The sequence below is a fragment of the Nonomuraea sp. C10 genome (assembly GCF_008017515.1).
Classification (GTDB): domain Bacteria; phylum Actinomycetota; class Actinomycetes; order Streptosporangiales; family Streptosporangiaceae; genus Nonomuraea; species Nonomuraea ferruginea.
Genome location: NZ_VPFF01000003.1, coordinates 1,774,924 through 1,790,756, shown reverse-complemented (window position 1 = coordinate 1,790,756; position 15,833 = coordinate 1,774,924). Strand labels below are relative to the sequence as shown.

At 72.5% G+C, this 15,833-nt stretch carries 17 protein-coding genes; all 17 read right to left on the bottom strand.

Annotation, left to right across the window (positions count from 1 at the left end):
* Positions 1–16 precede the first annotated feature (16 nt).
* The 17 genes from FR742_RS40230 to FR742_RS40150 all read right to left on the bottom strand — a co-directional run bounded on the left by FR742_RS40230 (position 17) and on the right by FR742_RS40150 (position 15,738).
* Positions 17–904, bottom strand: a complete 888-nt coding sequence (locus FR742_RS40230) for a glycosyltransferase family 2 protein (RefSeq protein ID WP_148036440.1) — start codon at positions 902–904, stop codon at positions 17–19.
* Complete coding sequence (locus FR742_RS40225; RefSeq protein WP_261809041.1) at positions 891–2,351, bottom strand: oligosaccharide flippase family protein; 1,461 nt, start codon at positions 2,349–2,351, stop codon at positions 891–893. The genes FR742_RS40230 and FR742_RS40225 overlap by 14 nt, the downstream gene beginning before the upstream one ends.
* Positions 2,348–3,304 carry a hypothetical protein gene (locus FR742_RS40220; RefSeq protein ID WP_148036439.1) on the bottom strand — a complete coding sequence of 319 codons (957 nt, stop codon included), beginning with the start codon at positions 3,302–3,304 and terminating at the stop codon, positions 2,348–2,350. Before FR742_RS40220 ends, FR742_RS40225 begins: the two co-directional genes overlap by 4 nt.
* Entirely contained in the window at positions 3,304–4,578 is a 1,275-nt protein-coding gene (locus tag FR742_RS40215) for a DUF4910 domain-containing protein (protein WP_222709269.1), read from the bottom strand. Before FR742_RS40215 ends, FR742_RS40220 begins: the two co-directional genes overlap by 1 nt.
* Complete coding sequence (locus FR742_RS40210; protein ID WP_148036438.1) at positions 4,575–5,594, bottom strand: NAD(P)-dependent oxidoreductase; 1,020 nt, start codon at positions 5,592–5,594, stop codon at positions 4,575–4,577. The genes FR742_RS40215 and FR742_RS40210 overlap by 4 nt, the downstream gene beginning before the upstream one ends.
* Before the next feature lie 5 nt (positions 5,595–5,599).
* Positions 5,600–6,250, bottom strand: a complete 651-nt coding sequence (locus tag FR742_RS40205) for a PIG-L deacetylase family protein (protein ID WP_148036437.1) — start codon at positions 6,248–6,250, stop codon at positions 5,600–5,602.
* On the bottom strand, positions 6,247–7,026 hold the full coding sequence (locus FR742_RS40200) for a glucose-1-phosphate cytidylyltransferase (RefSeq protein WP_148036436.1): 780 nt from the start codon (positions 7,024–7,026) through the stop codon (positions 6,247–6,249). Before FR742_RS40200 ends, FR742_RS40205 begins: the two co-directional genes overlap by 4 nt.
* Positions 7,023–8,225, bottom strand: a complete 1,203-nt coding sequence (locus FR742_RS40195) for a class I SAM-dependent methyltransferase (RefSeq protein ID WP_148036435.1) — start codon at positions 8,223–8,225, stop codon at positions 7,023–7,025. Before FR742_RS40195 ends, FR742_RS40200 begins: the two co-directional genes overlap by 4 nt.
* Entirely contained in the window at positions 8,222–8,803 is a 582-nt protein-coding gene (locus FR742_RS40190; RefSeq protein WP_148036434.1) for a dTDP-4-dehydrorhamnose 3,5-epimerase family protein, read from the bottom strand. Before FR742_RS40190 ends, FR742_RS40195 begins: the two co-directional genes overlap by 4 nt.
* Complete coding sequence (rfbD, locus tag FR742_RS40185; RefSeq protein ID WP_148036433.1) at positions 8,800–9,672, bottom strand: dTDP-4-dehydrorhamnose reductase; 873 nt, start codon at positions 9,670–9,672, stop codon at positions 8,800–8,802. The genes FR742_RS40190 and rfbD overlap by 4 nt, the downstream gene beginning before the upstream one ends.
* Positions 9,669–10,598 (bottom strand): dTDP-glucose 4,6-dehydratase, encoded by a 930-nt coding sequence (gene rfbB, locus FR742_RS40180; RefSeq protein WP_148036432.1) that lies wholly within the window; start codon positions 10,596–10,598, stop codon positions 9,669–9,671. The genes rfbD and rfbB overlap by 4 nt, the downstream gene beginning before the upstream one ends.
* Entirely contained in the window at positions 10,595–11,662 is a 1,068-nt protein-coding gene (locus FR742_RS40175; protein WP_148036431.1) for a glucose-1-phosphate thymidylyltransferase, read from the bottom strand. The genes rfbB and FR742_RS40175 overlap by 4 nt, the downstream gene beginning before the upstream one ends.
* Positions 11,663–11,664: 2 nt before the next feature.
* Positions 11,665–13,119, bottom strand: coding sequence for a sugar transferase (locus FR742_RS40170; RefSeq protein ID WP_148036430.1), 1,455 nt, complete (start codon positions 13,117–13,119; stop codon positions 11,665–11,667).
* Positions 13,120–13,390: 271 nt separating this feature from the next.
* Entirely contained in the window at positions 13,391–13,741 is a 351-nt protein-coding gene (locus tag FR742_RS40165) for a hypothetical protein (protein WP_148036429.1), read from the bottom strand.
* 63 nt (positions 13,742–13,804) lie between these two features.
* Positions 13,805–14,425: a GntR family transcriptional regulator gene (locus FR742_RS40160; protein ID WP_148036428.1), complete on the bottom strand. Its 621-nt coding sequence runs from the start codon at positions 14,423–14,425 to the stop codon at positions 13,805–13,807.
* A gap of 10 nt (positions 14,426–14,435) precedes the next feature.
* On the bottom strand, positions 14,436–15,323 hold the full coding sequence (locus tag FR742_RS40155; protein ID WP_148036427.1) for a DMT family transporter: 888 nt from the start codon (positions 15,321–15,323) through the stop codon (positions 14,436–14,438).
* Positions 15,324–15,342: 19 nt separating this feature from the next.
* Complete coding sequence (locus FR742_RS40150) at positions 15,343–15,738, bottom strand: hypothetical protein (RefSeq protein ID WP_148036426.1); 396 nt, start codon at positions 15,736–15,738, stop codon at positions 15,343–15,345.
* Between the last annotated feature and the right edge of the window lie 95 nt (positions 15,739–15,833).

The following is a 15,833-nucleotide window of genomic DNA, read 5'->3' as shown; positions in this document are numbered from 1 at the left end:
CGGTTCATTCGGCGTGTTACACCAGGCGGGCGAGGGAAAGCAGCTTGCGGCCAACTCGTCGACCACGGTGCGTCACCGTCCGCCGCTGCCGTCGCGCGTACATCCTGAGCACCTCCACGCGCGCCCGCCGCCGCTGGTCCTCGGTCAGGCCCGCCCGGCCCAGCCAGGACAGCAGTTCCCGGCACTGCAGCGTGTTGGCCAGGTGCGACTGCCAGGCGGGCACGCCGAGCCGCCTGGCCACGCCCGAGATGCGCTCCACCCGCCAGTTGCGGTGCGCCAGCACCTCGGGCACGTGCGCCCACGGCCCGGCCAGCGCCAGTTTGGCGGCGAACACCTCGTCCTCGCGCAGCATGTTGCGGCGCGGGATGCCGGTGGCCACCGAGCGGCGCAGCATCCCGTACAGCGGGTCGATCAGCAGGTGGCTCTCGTTCAGCAGCCTGAGCAGCTCGGCGAAGCGGGTCACCGGGTCGCCGGAGGACAGCGCGGTGCCGTCGTAGGCGGCGGTGCGCGGCGCGCCGTCGGGGCCGGTGTAGGCGACCTGGGTGGTGACCAGCACGACCCGCTCGTCCGCGGCGAACGCGGCCAGCCCCCGGGAGACGCAGGGCGGGTCGAGCCGGTCGTCGTCGCCGATCCAGCGCACGTACGCGCCGCGCGAGACGCGGGCGGCGTGCACGAAGTTGTTGAGCAGGCCGACGTTCTCCGGATGCCGGTGGTAGACGATCCGGGGGTCGGAGGCGGCCAGGTCGCGGCAGAGCTCCTCCGTGCCGTCGGTGGAGGCGTTGTCGGAGATGACCAGCTCCAGGTTCTGGTGGTCCTGGGCGAGCACCGACCCGATCACCCCTTCCAGCCGGTCGGCGCCGTTGCGCACCGGCAGCGCGATCGAGACCAGATCAGCGGCCGACATGGGCCCTCCCTCCGTGTACAAGATGGCGTACGAGATGCAGGAGCGCGGCGCGCGGCACCGCGACGAGCACGAACAGCAGCAGCCCGGCCCCGCCGGCGACGCACAGCTCCAGGAACGCCCCGTCGACCACGGTGGCGAGCCCGGCCATGGCCACCCCGGCGAGGACGGCGGCGAGCAGCGGCCTGGCCAGCCCGGCGGCGAACAGCCCGACGGGCACCCCGGCCCGGCGCAGCGCGAGCGCCAGCAGCGGCAGCGCCAGCACCACCGCGACCACCGCGTGCGCCGTCGCGGCCCCCTGGATGCCGCCCGTACGAGCGCCGACGAGCAGGGCGGGCACCAGCGCGAGCGCCCAGCACACGTTCACCCAGAGGGTCGCCCTGGTGATGCCCAGCCCGGCCAGGATGTCGGTGATCAGCAGGCTGAGCATCCGCACGGCCATCACGATCGCCAGGAACCGCAGCACCTGGGCCGAGGGCAGCCAGCGCGGCTCGTACAGGAACTCCACCAGCGCGGGTGCGAGCACGCACATGACCGCCGCGATCGGCAGCACGAGGCAGCCCAGCAGCGGGACCGCCCGCCGCACCCCCTCCTGGATCGCGGCCGGCCCTTCCTCGGCCAGCCGCGAGAAGCTGGGCAGCGCCACGTACCGCAGGGCGGTGCCGATGATGCCCGGCACCCAGGCCGCGATGTTGTAGGCGAGCAGGTAGAAGCCGAGCTGGGCGGTGCCGAGGGTGTCCCCGACGATCACCACGTCGACGTTGAGCAGCAGCCCCTCGATGCCGAGCCCGACGCAGAGCGGCAGCCCGAAGCGGAGCAGCCGGGCGGCCAGCACCCGGTCGAAGCCGAACGCGATCCGCACCCGGGCGAGCACCAGCACCAGCACGCCGGTGAGCGCGGCCCCGCTGAGCTGCCCCCAGGCGAAGCTGTAGGCCCCGGCGCCGTCCGCGGCCAGGGTGATGGAGACGGCCGCGTTGGCGCCGAACCCGGCCAGGTTGGCCCAGGCCAGCTTGTCCTGCTCGAAGCGGCGCATCAGGGCGGCGCTGCGCACCGCCGTCAGCCCGTAGACGACGTTGGTGGCCATGAGGATGCGGATCACCCAGGTGGCGTCCTCGTTGCCGGCGAAGCTCGCGTAGAAGGGCGCGATCACCCAGAACAGCCCGTACAGGGTGAGGCTGGAGGCGATGGCGACGACGGTCGCGGTCGGCGCGATCTCCTCCAGCCTGCCGCGCCACTGCACGGTGGCGGCGATGACCCCGGCGTCGTTGACGTGGATGACGAACTGGCTGGCCGCCAGCGCGATGGCGAACACGCCGAAGTCGTCGTTCGTCAGCAGCCGGGCCAGGACCAGGCTCATCGCGAACGAGCCGGCCTTCATGACCACGTTGCCGAGCAGGCTCCAGCGCAGGCCGCGGCCCGCTTTGCGGCCGACCTCGCCGACGTCGCTCACGTACCGTCCTCGACCCTCTCCAGCCAGATCTCCCGCCAGAACGGGACGAACTCGCGCGGGCAGTTCGCGTTGTAGACCCCTTCGCAGACGAGGTCGTCGAGGATGATGCAGGGGTTCTTCATGTGCAGCATCCGCCCGGTCTTCTCGTCCAGGCAGCGCTCCACCCTGGCGCGCACCCGGGCGGTGCGGCCGCAGTGGCGGGCCATCTCCTCCTCGAAGCCGAGCCCGCGGTTGAGCAGGTCGTCGTCGAGCGTGGCGAGGATGTCGTCCTTCGGCTTGATCCTGACCAGCTCGCCCGGCTGGAGGTCGAGCTTGCCGGTGGGCGTGGTCCGGCCGGCCCGCCCCTCGACGAACCCCCAGCGCAGCCCGCGCCTGATCCACAGCCGGCGCGGCAGGATCTTCTTGCTCGCCTCCTGGAACCGGTTGAACAGCCCGACCAGGAACGCCCGCGCCACCGCGGGCGCCCCGGCGTTCCCGCTGCGCACGTCGGTGACGTACTGGCCGAGGTCGCGGAACGGCAGGCAGGTGGGTGCGGCCCTGAGCAGCTCGGTGGCCTGGCAGGAGTACGCGTCCGCGCCCTTGCGGGTGTTGACCTGGAGCAGCGGCAGCAGCCTCGGCGACGACGCGGCGGGCCGCGGCGGATCGCCCGGCTCGACCTTCCTGAGCCAGGCCTCCTTCCAGTAGAGGGAGCAGGCGGTCTGGCAGCCGCCGTGCGCGGCCCCGTCGCAGCGGGCGCCGGTGAGGTGGACGGCGCGCTCCATCTTGCGCATGCCGCTGCGGCTGATCGTGTCGCAGAGCTTGTGCGCCACCTTGTGCACGGTCAGCCGCCGCCCGCAGTAGCGCAGCATCTCCGGCATGAACGGCAGGTTCTCCAGCTCGCCCCGCTCGTCCAGCGTGGCCAGGATCTCCTCCCGGCCGCGGACCTCGACGAGGTCGCCCACACGCAGCTCCATCAGTCCTCCCGTTTGAGCAGCCCGGCGCCTTCGAGCGCGGCGGCGGCGTCGGCGACCATGTCGAAGGGCAGGCCCGACCGGTCCGCGACGTCCAGCAGGCTGTGGCCGCCGTCGGACTGGTTCAGCACCCATAACATCGCCAGCTGCGCCTCTCGCGTGTCACTGCGCCCGCCGATCGACCCGTACAGGCCGCGTCTGCCGAGCTGCGGCTCGCCGTACGGGCTGAGGTTCCGGTAGCGGCCGTCGCGTTCGAGCACGCGCACCGCCTCCCAGAGCGTCTCCAGCGTGTCGGCCATGGCTTCGGCGGTGACGAAGCCCGGGTGGTCGCCGGAGGTGTGGTACTCGGGGTAGCCCGCGTACGGGGTCCTGGTGAGGCTGCCGACCGGCAGGTCGAAGCCGGGCGAGCAGTACTGACGCTCGTCGTACCCGTACGGGGAGAAGTCGAGGATCGTGTGCGGCCGGCCGGCGAGCACGTGCGCCAGCGCGCGGTCCACGCCCGCGTCGCCGCGCCTGCTGCGCTTGTAGGTGAGCGGGCCGGGGTCGCCGGCGCAGGCGAGCGTCAGCCCGGCCCCGATCCGGCCGAGCCGGTCGCGGTTGCGCGCCAGCCAGGTGATCGCGCCGATCGTGCCGGGCGCGAACACGAACCGGTACGTCAGCCGCAGTGACGGCCGCTGCGCCTCCAGCCGGGCGGCGAGCGCGACGGCGACGGCGATCCCGGCCAGGTTGTCGTTGGCCAGCGACGGGTGGCACACGTGGCAGGAGATCAGCACCTCCTCGTCGCTGGTGCCGCGCACGACGTGCTCGCCGTAGGTGAGGTGCCCGTCGGCCAGCGTGGCGTCGACCATCACCTCGTACGGCCCCTCACCGAGCCCGTCGAGCGTCCGCTGACTGAGGCAGAACCCCCACGTCTCGCTGTAGTAGCTGGTCCGGTACGGCACCAGGTCCGGCTGGTCGGGCAGCGTGTGCAGCCGCGGCCGCAGCTCCTCCAGCGTGTACGTGCCGCGCACCGGCACGCTGTAGCCCACCACGTGCAGGTTGAGCCGCCGGAAGTCGATCACCCTGGCCCCGGAGGGATCCTTGACGTACGCGTCGCGGATGTTCCACTCCTTGGGCACCGTCCAGTCGAGCACCTGCGTCCCGGTGGGCACCTCGTGCACGTCGAGCGGCAGGTGCTCGCCGACGATCTTCAGCGTGCGGCGCACGCCGTCGCCGGTGATGGAGCGGCAGACCGGGTAGAGCCGCTCGACCAGGGCGTGCATCTCCTCACCGGTCACGCGCGCAGCTCCGGGGTGACGGTGCCGTCGGCGCGGCGGTCGGCGAGCCTGGCCAGCCGGGTGAAGCGCCGTTCGAAGCCGTGCGCGGTCAGCCCGTGCTCGCGGTAGGTGTCGGCCAGCTCGACCGCCCCCGCCTTGACCGTCCACCGGGCGTGGAAGCCGGGCAGCGCGGCCCTGATGCGGGAGAAGTCCACCCGGTACGAGCGCGGGTCGGCCCCGCTCTCACCGGTGATGAGCAGTTCGGCGCCGGGCACCGCCTCCACCACGTGCTCGGCGATCTCGGCGACGGTCAGGTTGTTCTGCTCCCAGCCGACGTTGAACGCCCGGTCGTGCACCGCCTCGCGCGGCGCGGCCAGCGCGGCGGCGAACGCCTCGGCGATGTCGGCCGCGTGCACCAGCGGCCGCCACGGCGTGCCGTCCGACAGGACCCGCACGGTGCCGGTCAGGTGGGCGTGCGCGACCAGGTTGTTCAGCACGATGTCGGCCCGCAGCCGGGGCGAGAACCCGAACGCGGTGGCGTTGCGCAGGTAGACCGGCGAGAAGTCGTCGTCGGCCAGCGCCGCCAGGTCGTCCTCCACCCGCACCTTCGACTCCGCGTACGGGGTGACCGGCCGCAGCGGCGCGTCCTCGCCCAGCAGCTCGTCCCCGCCCGAGGCCCCGTACACCGAGCAGGTGGAGGCGTACAGGAAGCGGCGCACGCCCGCGTCCCGCGCCAGCCTGGCCAGCCGGACGGAGGCCGTGTGGTTGATGGCGTAGGTCAGCTCGGGGGCCAGCGCGCCCAGCGGGTCGTTCGACAGCGCCGCCAGGTGGACCACCGCGTCGAAGCCGTCGAGCAGCCCGGCGGGCACGTCGCGCAGGTCCGTCCGGTGGCCCGGCGGATCCGCGGGATCCGGGCCCAGCACGCAGTCGGCGAACAGCCCGGAGTCGAGCCCGGTCACCTCGTGGCCGGCGGCGGCGAGCACCGGCGCCATCACGGTGCCCAGGTATCCCAGGTGCCCGGTGAGCAGAACGCGCATGCGGATCAGCCTCCAGCGAGGTCGAGAGTGAGTTTGCGCAGGTAGAAGGCCTCGGCGTAGCGCGTCTGGCATTCGATCCCGCGGATCCTGGCCAGCCCGGTGAACGCCTCCCTGTCGAACCAGGAGCGGCGGCGCTGCGACGGGTAGTGCTCCCACAGCAGGGCGACCTTGGCCTCGGCGACCGCCGGCATGAGCGGCTGGTAGGCGTTCGGGCGGCCGAGGTCGCCGTCCCACTTGACGATCTCGTACCCGAGCACCAGGTGGTCGCGGAACGCGGTGGTCACCAGCTCCGCCAGCCCCCGGTGGTCCTGGTGGGCGTCGCCGGGGTGCGGCGCGAGTATCAGGTCGGGCGAGATCCTGACGCGCAGGTCCTCCACCGCCCGCTTGGCCTCGTCCCAGTGCGCGGGCAGCCGCCCGTCGGGCATCTTGCCGACCGTCACGCGCAGGTCGGCGCCCGGGCAGAAGGCCGCGAGCGCGTCGCGTTCCTCGCTCTCGCGCCGGGTGCCGCCGCCCGACAGCACCAGCGCCTCCACCCGGATCCCCGGACGGGCGGCGCAGAGGGTCAGCAGCGTGCCGCCGGCGCCGATGGCGACGTCGTCGCAGTGCGCGCCGAGTACGGCGATCCGGCGCAGCTCGCCGGGCACCAGGTCGATCATGCGGCGGGCTCCCAGACGGCCCACGGCCGGTCGCCGCGGGCGTAGGCGCGGTCCAGCTCGACGCGCTGGTTGACGGTGTCGGTGGGCCGCCAGTAGCCGCGGTACGGGTACGCGAGCAGCCGGCCGCGCTTGGCCAGCTCCCGGCAGCCGTCGACGAGCAGGTCACCGCCCTCCGGGATGTGGTCGAAGATCTCCTGGCGCAGGACGAAGTAGCCGCCGTTCACCCATAACGGCATCTCGGTGACGGCGGTGATCTGCCCGACCAGGCCGCCCTCCTCGACCTCCACGCAGTGGAAGGTGCCGGGCGGCGGCACCACCATCAGCGAGGCGCCAGCGTCCGACCGGGCGAACCGGTCGATCATGTCGGGCAGCGGCGCGTCGCTCAGCACGTCGGCGTAGTTGGCCAGGAACATCTCGTCCCCGCCGAGATGCTCGCGGACCCGGCGCAGCCGCTCGCCGATGGACGACTCGACGCCGGTGTGCACGAACGAGATCGTCCAGTCGGAGATGTCGTTGGCCAGCAGCTCGACCCGGCCCTGCCGGAGCACGAAGTCGTTGGACGCGGTCTCCTCGTAATGGAGGAAGAAGTCCTTGATCTGGTGGGCCCCGTAGCCGAGGCAGAGCACGAACTCCTTGTGCCCCCAGTGCGCGTAGTAGCGCATCACGTGCCAGATCAGCGGTCTCGGGCCGACGAGCTGCATGGGCTTGGGCGCGTCCCCGGGTGCGCCGGTGCGCATCCGCGTGCCGTACCCGCCGCAGAAGAGGACGACCTTCACACGACCTCCAACTCGGGGATGGGGAAGACCAGCCGGCCTCCCCAGTCGTGGACATAGGAGAGCTGCCCGACCAGCTCGTCCCGCAGGTTCCAGGGCAGGACGAGCACGTAGTCGGGCCGGTCGGCGGCGATCCTGCCGGGCTCGAAGACCGGGATGCGCGCGCCGGGGGTGAACTTGCCGTGCTTGTACGGGTTGCGATCCACCGTGTAGGCGAGCAGGTCGGGCCGGACGCCGCAGTGGTTGAGCAGCGTGTTGCCCTTGCCTGGAGCCCCGTAGCCGACCACGGTCTTGCCGGCCTCGGCCGCGCCGACGAGGAAGCCGAGCAGGTCGCGCCGGACCTTGGCGACCCGGGCCGCGAAGCCCAGGTAGCCGGACAGGTCGTGCAGCCCGGCGGCCTTCTCCAGGGCCAGCGCGTCGCGCACCCGCTGCCCCGGCGTGCCTTCCGGCCGCGCCCAGAGCCGGATCGAGCCGCCGTGGGTGGGCAGCAGCTCGACGTCCACCAGCGTCAGCCCGCCGCTCGCCAATGCCCGCTGGGCCGAGGCGACCGTGTAGTACTGGAAGTGCTCGTGGTAGATCGTGTCGTACTGGTTGCGCTCGATCAGCGTCAGCAGGTGCTGCACCTCGATCGACACCCATCCGTCGTCGACGACGAGCGTGCGCAGCCCTTCGGTGAAGCCGACCACGTCGGGGATGTGCGCGTACACGTTGTTCGCCACCACGTGGTCGGCCCTGCCGTGCTCCCGCACGACCGCCCTGGCCGTCTCGGGGGTGAGGAACGCGGTCACCGTCGGCACGCCGGCCCGGCGGGCGGCCTCGCCCACGTTCACCGACGGCTCGATGCCCAGGCAGCGCACGCCCCGCTCGACCACGTGCCGCAGCAGGTAGCCGTCGTTGCTGGCCACCTCCACCACGAACGCGCCCGGCCGCAGCGGCAGCCCGGCCACGAACGCGCGCGCGTGCTCCACCCACGACGTCGAGTAGGAGGAGAAGTAGGCGTAGTCGGTGAACGTCTCCTCCGGCGTGATCAGCGGCGGCAGCTGCGCCAGCCAGCACGCGGTGCACACCCGCAGGTGCAGCGGGTAGGTGACCTCGGGCTCGTCGAGCTGCGCGGCGGTGAGTATCCGCTCGCACGGCGGGGTGGCCCCCAGGTCCACCACCGAGGCCAGGTCGCCGGCCCCGCAGAGGCGGCAGGTCGTCATGCCATCGCTCCCTTGTAGAACTCCCGGCACCGCTCGTACGAGGGCAGCAGCCCGGCGTCGAGCGCCTCCTTCAGCGAGGGCGCGGCCGCGTCCTTCTCCGACAGCACCGGCTCCAGCTCGGCGGGCCAGGCGATGCCGAGGTCCGGGTCGAGCGGGTGCACGCCGTGCTCCCTGGCCGGGGTGTACGGTGCCGTGCACAGGTAGACGACGGTCGCCCGGTCGCTCAGCGTGATGAACCCGTGGCCGAGCCCCTCCGCGATCAGCGTCGCGGTGCGCTCCTCGTCGTCCAGCACGACCGTCTCCCACCGGCCGAACGTGGGCGAGCCCGCGCGCAGGTCCACCACCACGTCCAGGATCGCCCCGGACACGCACATCACGTACTTCGCCTGCCCCGGCGGCACGTCCGCGAAGTGCAACCCCCGCAGCACCCCGCGCCGCGAGACGGAACAGTTGACCTGGGCGAGCTCGAACGCCCGGGGCAGCAGATCCGCGCGTAGGGCCTCCGCGAACGCGCCCCGGGTGTCGTGATGCACGACCGGAGTGTGCAGCCAGGCGCCGTCGATGCCGAGAGGCTTCACCAGCCCACCTTCCCGACCGCCTGCCCGGCGTGCGGCACCCTCCCGGTCAGCACCGGCCAGGCGGCGTGCAGGGCGTCGCGCCAGTGCCGGATCGGCTCGCCTCTCGTGACGGCGAGCAGGCTGGTGGCGGGGCGCCGGGCCGGGCGGGGGAAGGCCGTCGAAGGCACCGGCCGGACCCGGTCCGGGTCCTCGCCCAGCAGCGCGAACACCTCCCTGGCCAGCCCGTACCAGGTGGTCTCGCCTGCGCTGACCGCGTGGTAGACCCCCGGCGGCAGGTCAGACTGGGCCAGCCGGACCAGGTGGTCGGCCAGGTCGGCGGACCACGTGGGCTGGCCGCGCTGGTCGTCCACGACGTCCACGACGGGGCGGGTGGCCGCCAGCCGCGTCATCGTGCGGACGAAGTTCGGCCCGCCCGCGCCGTAGAGCCAGGCCGTGCGGACCACGTACTGCCCGTGCTCCAGCGCCGCCCGCTCACCCGCCAGCTTCGTCCGGCCGTAGGCGTTGACCGGCGAGGGCTCCGCGTCCTCCGGGTAGGGCCCGGCGGCCGTGCCGTCGAAGACGTAGTCCGTCGACAGGTGCACCAGCCGCGCCCCGGCCCGCTCGCAGACCCGGGCCAACGTGCCCACCGCCGTGCCGTTGACCTCCATGGCCTCGGTCTCGCGCGTCTCGGCCAGGTCGACCGCCGTCCAACCGGCGCAGTTGACCACCACTCTCGGCCGGTAGGCGCCGACGAAGTCGCGCACCGCGCGGGCGTCGCACAGGTCCAGCTCGTCGCGGCCGAGCGCGAGCACCGGCTCCCCCGTCACGGCGATCCGGTGCAGCACGTCGGCGGCCAGCATGCCCCGGCCGCCGGTGACCAGCCATCTCATAAGCCGGCCCACCAGTCGCGGTTGGCCGCGTACCAGCGGACGGTCTCCTTCAGCCCCTGCTCGAACGGGATCCGCGGCCGGTAGCCGAGCCCGCGCAGCTTCCCGTCGTCCAGCGAGTACCGCCGGTCGTGCCCCTTGCGGTCCTCGACGTGTTCCACCATGTCCCACCCCTTGCCGCACGCCTCCAGAAGGCGGCCGGTCAGCTCCCTGTTCGTCAGCTCGGCGGTGCCCGCGATGTGGTAGACCTCGCCCGGTTCGCCCACCTCGGCCACCAGGCGGATGCCCGCGCAGTGGTCCTCGACGTGGATCCAGTCGCGCACGTTCCCGCCGTCGCCGTAGAGCGGCACCTTCCGGCCGCGCATCAGGTTCGTCACGAAGAGCGGGATGACCTTCTCCGGGTACTGGCGCGGCCCGTAGTTGTTGCCGCACCGGGTGATCGACACGTTCAGCCCGTACGTGATCGCGTACGACCGGGCGATGAGGTCGCCGCCCGCCTTCGACGCGGCGTAGGGCGAACGCGGTCGCAGCGGCGCGTCCTCCGTCCACGACCCCTCGTCGATCGTCCCGTACACCTCGTCGGTGGAGACCTGCACCACCCGCGGCACCCCCGCGTCCAGGCACGCCTGCAGCAGCGTCTGCGTGCCGAGCACGTTCGTGCGGACGAACTCGGCCGCGCCGTCGATCGACCGGTCGACGTGCGACTCGGCCGCGAAGTTGACCACCAGGTCGTGGCCCGGCACCACCTCGGCCAGCAGGCCCGCGTCGCAGACGTCGCCGTGCACGAACGTGTGCGGGGCACCGTCCAGGTTGGCGCGGTTGCCCGCGTAGGTGAGCTTGTCCAGCACCGTCACGTCGGCGCCGGCGAGCCCGTGGACGAAGTGCGAGCCGATGAACCCCGCACCGCCGGTCACCAGGATCCTCTTCATGAACTGATCTGTACCTTGCTGTGATCGCCCAGCACGAGCCGGTGGGCCCTCGGCGTGTCGGGCGCCCGGGTGACCTCGACGTCGTGCCCGATGAGCGACTGCTCGATCCGGCCCACCCCGTCGATCGACGCCCTCGGCATCAGGATCGAGTACTCGACCTCGCTCCGCGTCACCGCGCAGCCCGCCCCGATCGAGGTGTACGGGCCCACGTACGAGTCGCGGACGACCGCGCCCGCCCCGACGATCGCCGGGCCGACCAGCCGTGACCGCTCCACGACGGCGCCCGCCTCGACCCGCACCCGGCCGATCAGCTCGCTGGCGGCGTCGACCCGGCCGTACGTCCCCGCGTCGAGCCACTCCAGCACGAGCCGGTTGACCTCCAGCATGTCGGCGACGTTGCCGGTGTCCTTCCAGTAGCCGGTGATCACGGACGACTCCACCCGCAGCCCGGTCTCCAGGAGCCACTGGATCGCGTCGGTGATCTCCAGCTCGCCCCGCCACGACGGCTTCAGCTCGGCCACCGCCGCGTGCACGGCCGGGCTGAACAGGTAGACGCCGACCAGCGCGAGGTCGCTTTTCGGGGACGCCGGTTTCTCCTCCAGGCGGACGACCCGGCCGGCCGCGTCCAGCTCGGCCACCCCGAACTGTCTCGGGTCGCCGACCCGGGTCAGCATGATCTGCGCCGCCGGCCGCTCACTGGCGAAGCGCTCCACCAGGCCGGTGATGCCGCCCACGACGAAGTTGTCGCCCAGGTACATGACGAAGTCGTCGTCGCCCAGGTAGTCGCGGGCGATCAGCACGCCGTGCGCCAGCCCGAGCGGCGCCTCCTGGCGCAGGTAGGTGACCTCCAGCCCGAAGGCGGAGCCGTCGCCGACGGCCGCCTCGATCTCCGCCCAGGTGTCGCCCACCACGAGCCCCGCCTCGCGGATCCCGGCGGCGGCGATCGCCTCCAGCCCGTAGAACAGCACCGGTTTGTTCGCGACCGGCACGAGCTGCTTGGCCGAGGTGTGCGTGATCGGCCTCAGCCGTGTGCCCGACCCCCCGGCGAGCACGAGTGCTTTCACCGTCAGTACGCCCCTTCTCCACGCGCCACCACGGACCAGGTCTTCCACAGGATCTGCAGGTCGAGGACGAGCGACCAGTTCTCCACGTACCGCAGATCGAGCCGGACCGACTCCTCCCAGGTCAGGTCGGAGCGGCCGCTGACCTGCCAGAGTCCGGTCAGGCCCGGCTTGACGACGAGGCGGCGGCGCACGTCGGCGCCGTACTGGGCGACCTCCTCGCGCAGCGGCGGCCGCGGGCCCACCAGCGACATCTCGCCGCGCACCACGTTGAGCAGCTGCGGCAGCTCGTCCAGTGAGTAGCGGCGCAGGAAAGCGCCGATCCCGGTGATCCTTGGATCGTTCCGCATCTTGAACAGCACGCTGTCGAACTCGTTCGCGCCGGCCAGCCCGTCCTTGAGCCGCTCCGCGTCCGTGACCATGGTCCGGAACTTGACCAGCCGGAACTCCTTGCCGCGCCGGCCCACCCTGGTCTGGTGGAACAGCGCCGGTCCGGCGCTCGTGACCCGGATCAGCACCGCGATGGCGAGCAGCGGCAGGGCCAGCACGAGCAGCGCCGCCGCCGCGACCAGCCGGTCGAACACGCTCTTGACGAACTGTCTCGCCCCGTCGAACTCGGGGTGCTCCACGTGCAGCAGCGGCATCCCGGCGACCGGGCGGATGCTGATCCGCGGCCCGGCCACGTCCAGCAGCGCCGGGGCGACGAACAGGTCGGTGCGTGAGGTCTCCAGGCTCCACGCCAGCCGGCGCAGCGCCGCCCCGTCCAGTTCGGGGCAGGCGAGCACGGCGACCGCGTCCGCCCCGGTGCGCGTCACCACGCCGGCGACGTCCGCGAACGTGCCCAGGATCGGGATCCCGTCCAGGTCGTCGTCCTGCCGCTCGGCCGGCAGGCAGGCGCCCACGACCCGCATCCCGTGGTACGGCTGCCGGCGGAACTGCATCACCAGGTCGAGGATCGACTCCCGGTGGCCGACCGCGATGACCTCGCGCATGTACTCGCCCACCGCTCTCCTGCGGTGCAGGCGTTTACGCATCCGGTAGCGGAAGCAGAGCGTGGCGATCAGCGCCAGCGGCAGCATCGCCAGCACGAAGCTGCGCGCGATCACCGTCTGCGTGGCGTAGGCGCCGATGGCCACGGCCGCCATCAGCCCGACGCCGCCGTTGAGCACCGCCTTGAACTCGTCCGTGCCTTCCCCGTTGGCCCGCTGCCGGTAGGCGCCGCCGAGCGCGAGCGCGACCGGCCAGGCGGCGACCAGCCCGACGCCGAGGAGGAACTCCTCCGCCGGGATGTAGACGCCGTTGAGCAACCGGATGCCGAGCACCACCGCACAGGCCAGCAGCACGCAGGCGGTGTCCCCGGATAACAGGAGCCGCAGGTAAGCGCGCGTCCAGATGCTCGACGCATGGCGTGGTACGGCTTCGAGGAGCACGACAGCGGACTCCCCAGTCCCCACCCTCATAGCACCACCCAGAATCTTCGTACACCGCGTAACACCAGATGTTCCTTGACTGTTTTCACGGGTCCGGGAAGTCCCATGATTATCAAGGGCGGCGGCCCCCACTAAAGAGTAAAGATCAACCCAGTGATGGGGAATATCGCGATATGTCCACAATCGGACGAAGGTCAGCGGCCGTCAGGGCTTGACGGAACGATCCACAAGTGATCTCTTGAGGGTGGTAAATCATGGCATTACGGCCATATTCCTGCGGAATTACGGCGCGGCAAAACCGCTAGTCGTATTCCAGATCCGGCAATGCGGACGGCGGATCGGGGCTCCGCCACACGACCACAACCCCGTCGTGCTGCGCGTCGCTCGCCATCGTCAACCGGTCGAGGTCGAAATCGGGCAGGTAACGTAACCGGGCGAGAAATGTCGCGTCCGTCGCCGAACGCGGCACCACGCATCCCTCGCCGTCACGGTCGAGGAGAACGTAAAGGACGTCGGAGTCCGTCGCGGTGACCACACGGACCTCCACCACGTCCTCCCACGCGAGGGCCTCGACGCTCCCGTCGGCGTAGTGACGGGTGACGCCCTCTTCCGTGACGTACACGTAGGAGTCCGGCATCGGATTGCCGTGCATGGCCGCGATTCTTGCGAGTTCGGGGGCTGTCCCGCAAGGGTTCGCGCGTACCGGGCCGCCTGCTCAGGCACCCCAGGTATGGGAGAGGTGCGCCGCCACGGCCGCGCGGGCGGCGTCGGCCGGGCCGGTCGCGATGGCGTCGAGCAGCTCGCGGTGCTCGCGCACCAGCACGTCCCTGTCTTCGTAGACCCGGCGCAGCCGCACCAGCCCGAGCCGGGTCTCGGCCGCCAGCGCGCCGTAGAGCCGCACCAGCCGGGGGCTGCCCACCGCCTCGATCAGCGCCTCGTGCAGCGCCATGTGCTCCGCCACCGACTCCGACCACGGCGCCCCGGGGTCGAGCGCGGCCATCCTGTCGAGCGCCGCGTCGGCCTCGGGCACCCGCCGCCCGGCCAGCGCGTCCGCCATCAGGCCCTCCAGCGGCCGTCGCACGAACATCAGGTCGTCCAGATCGGCCGGCGTCACCTCGGGGACGTAGGCGCTGCGGTTGCGCTCCCGCCGGAGCAGCCCTTCGTGGACCAGCCGGGCCAGCGCCTCGCGCACCGTCGGCCGCGCCACCCCGTAGGCGGCGGCGATCTCCTGCTCGGGCAGCGGCGTGCCGGGCTCGATCTCGCCGGACAGCACACGGCCGCGCAGCGCGTCGACGAGCGCGCCGACGGCGGAGACGGGTCTGATCGGGGTCCGCACGGGTGCGACTCTAACGCCCCGCCGGGGCCTCCGACCCCTCTCGTACGATCACCCGCCGCCTCTCCGGCAGGGCCACCGCCAGCAGGCTCACCGCCAGCAGGGCCAGCCCCGCCACCGAGACCGGGGCCAGCCGCTCGCCCAGCACCACCAGGCCGAGCAGCGCCGCCACCGCAGGCTCGGCCAGCGCCAGCGTGGCGGCCGTGGCCACCGGCGTGGTCCGCAGCCCTCTCCCGTACAGGAAGTAGGACAGCGCGGTCGTCCCCACCCCCAGGTAGAGGGCGGCGAGCAGGCCGCGGGGCTCACCGAGCCAGCCCACGCCCTGCCAGAGCAGGACCGGCAGCATGATCACCGCAGCCCCGCCGAACAGCACTCCCATGACCGCGTTCGACTCCGCGCCCGCGCCGATCGCACCGGCCGCGCTGACCGCGTAGAACGCGTAGAGCAGCCCGCCGAGCAGCGCCAGCAGCACCCCGGACACGACCTGCCCGCCCGCCTCGGCCCCGCCGCCGACGATCAGCGCGACGCATCCGGCCACGGCCGCGGCGGTGGCCGCAGCCCAGCGCGGGCTGGGCCGCTGCCGGTGCAGCGCCCAGGAGAGCAGCCCGGTGAAGACGGGCCCGCTGCCGATCGCCACCACCGTGCCGATCGCCACGCCGGTGCGCGCCACGGCGGCGAAGAAGCAGAGCTGGTAGGCGGCCACGGCCACGGCGGCCAGCAGCAGCCCCGGGCGGAGCGCCGTCCTGAGCCCGGACCGGGCGAGCAGCGCCAGCGCGGCCCCGCCGATGACCAGCCGGGCGGCGGCCAGGGCGACGGAGTCGGCCGAGACGAGCAGGCCCGCGGTGCCGGCGGTCCCCCAGAGCACGGCGGCCGCGACGACGGAGAGCGGGCCATTCTTCATGCCAGACATTGTCTGACAACTATACAATTTCGTCCAACAGGTTATCGAGGAGCGCCCCGGCCCGCTCCCCCACCTCGGCCGCGTACTCGTCCAGCAGCGCCAGCGCCCCGCGCACCTCGGGGACATGTCTGGCGGGCAGCTCGACCAGCGCCTCGTCCTCCACGGTCACGCCGCCCTCGACGCGGAACCCGTTCCCCGACGCCGCGACGAGCACGGCGAACGTCACCTCGCGCCCGTCGGGCAGCATGAAGGTGGCGCCGGTGCGCACGCCGGCGGGCGGCACCACATAGGAGAAGGGACGGCCGCGCACGAACGGATGCCGTAACTCGGACAGGATCCCCGCCGCCCGGCCCAGGGCCGCCAGCAGGGCGGCCGCGGCCAGGCTCTCGCCGTCCACCCGCCCAGCGTAGATCACCCGCCATCCCCATGACCACCCAGGCCCCCACGGGACCGACCGGATCGGGGTGGACAAACCCAAACCCTCACGGGCCGACACGGATCAGGGGGACG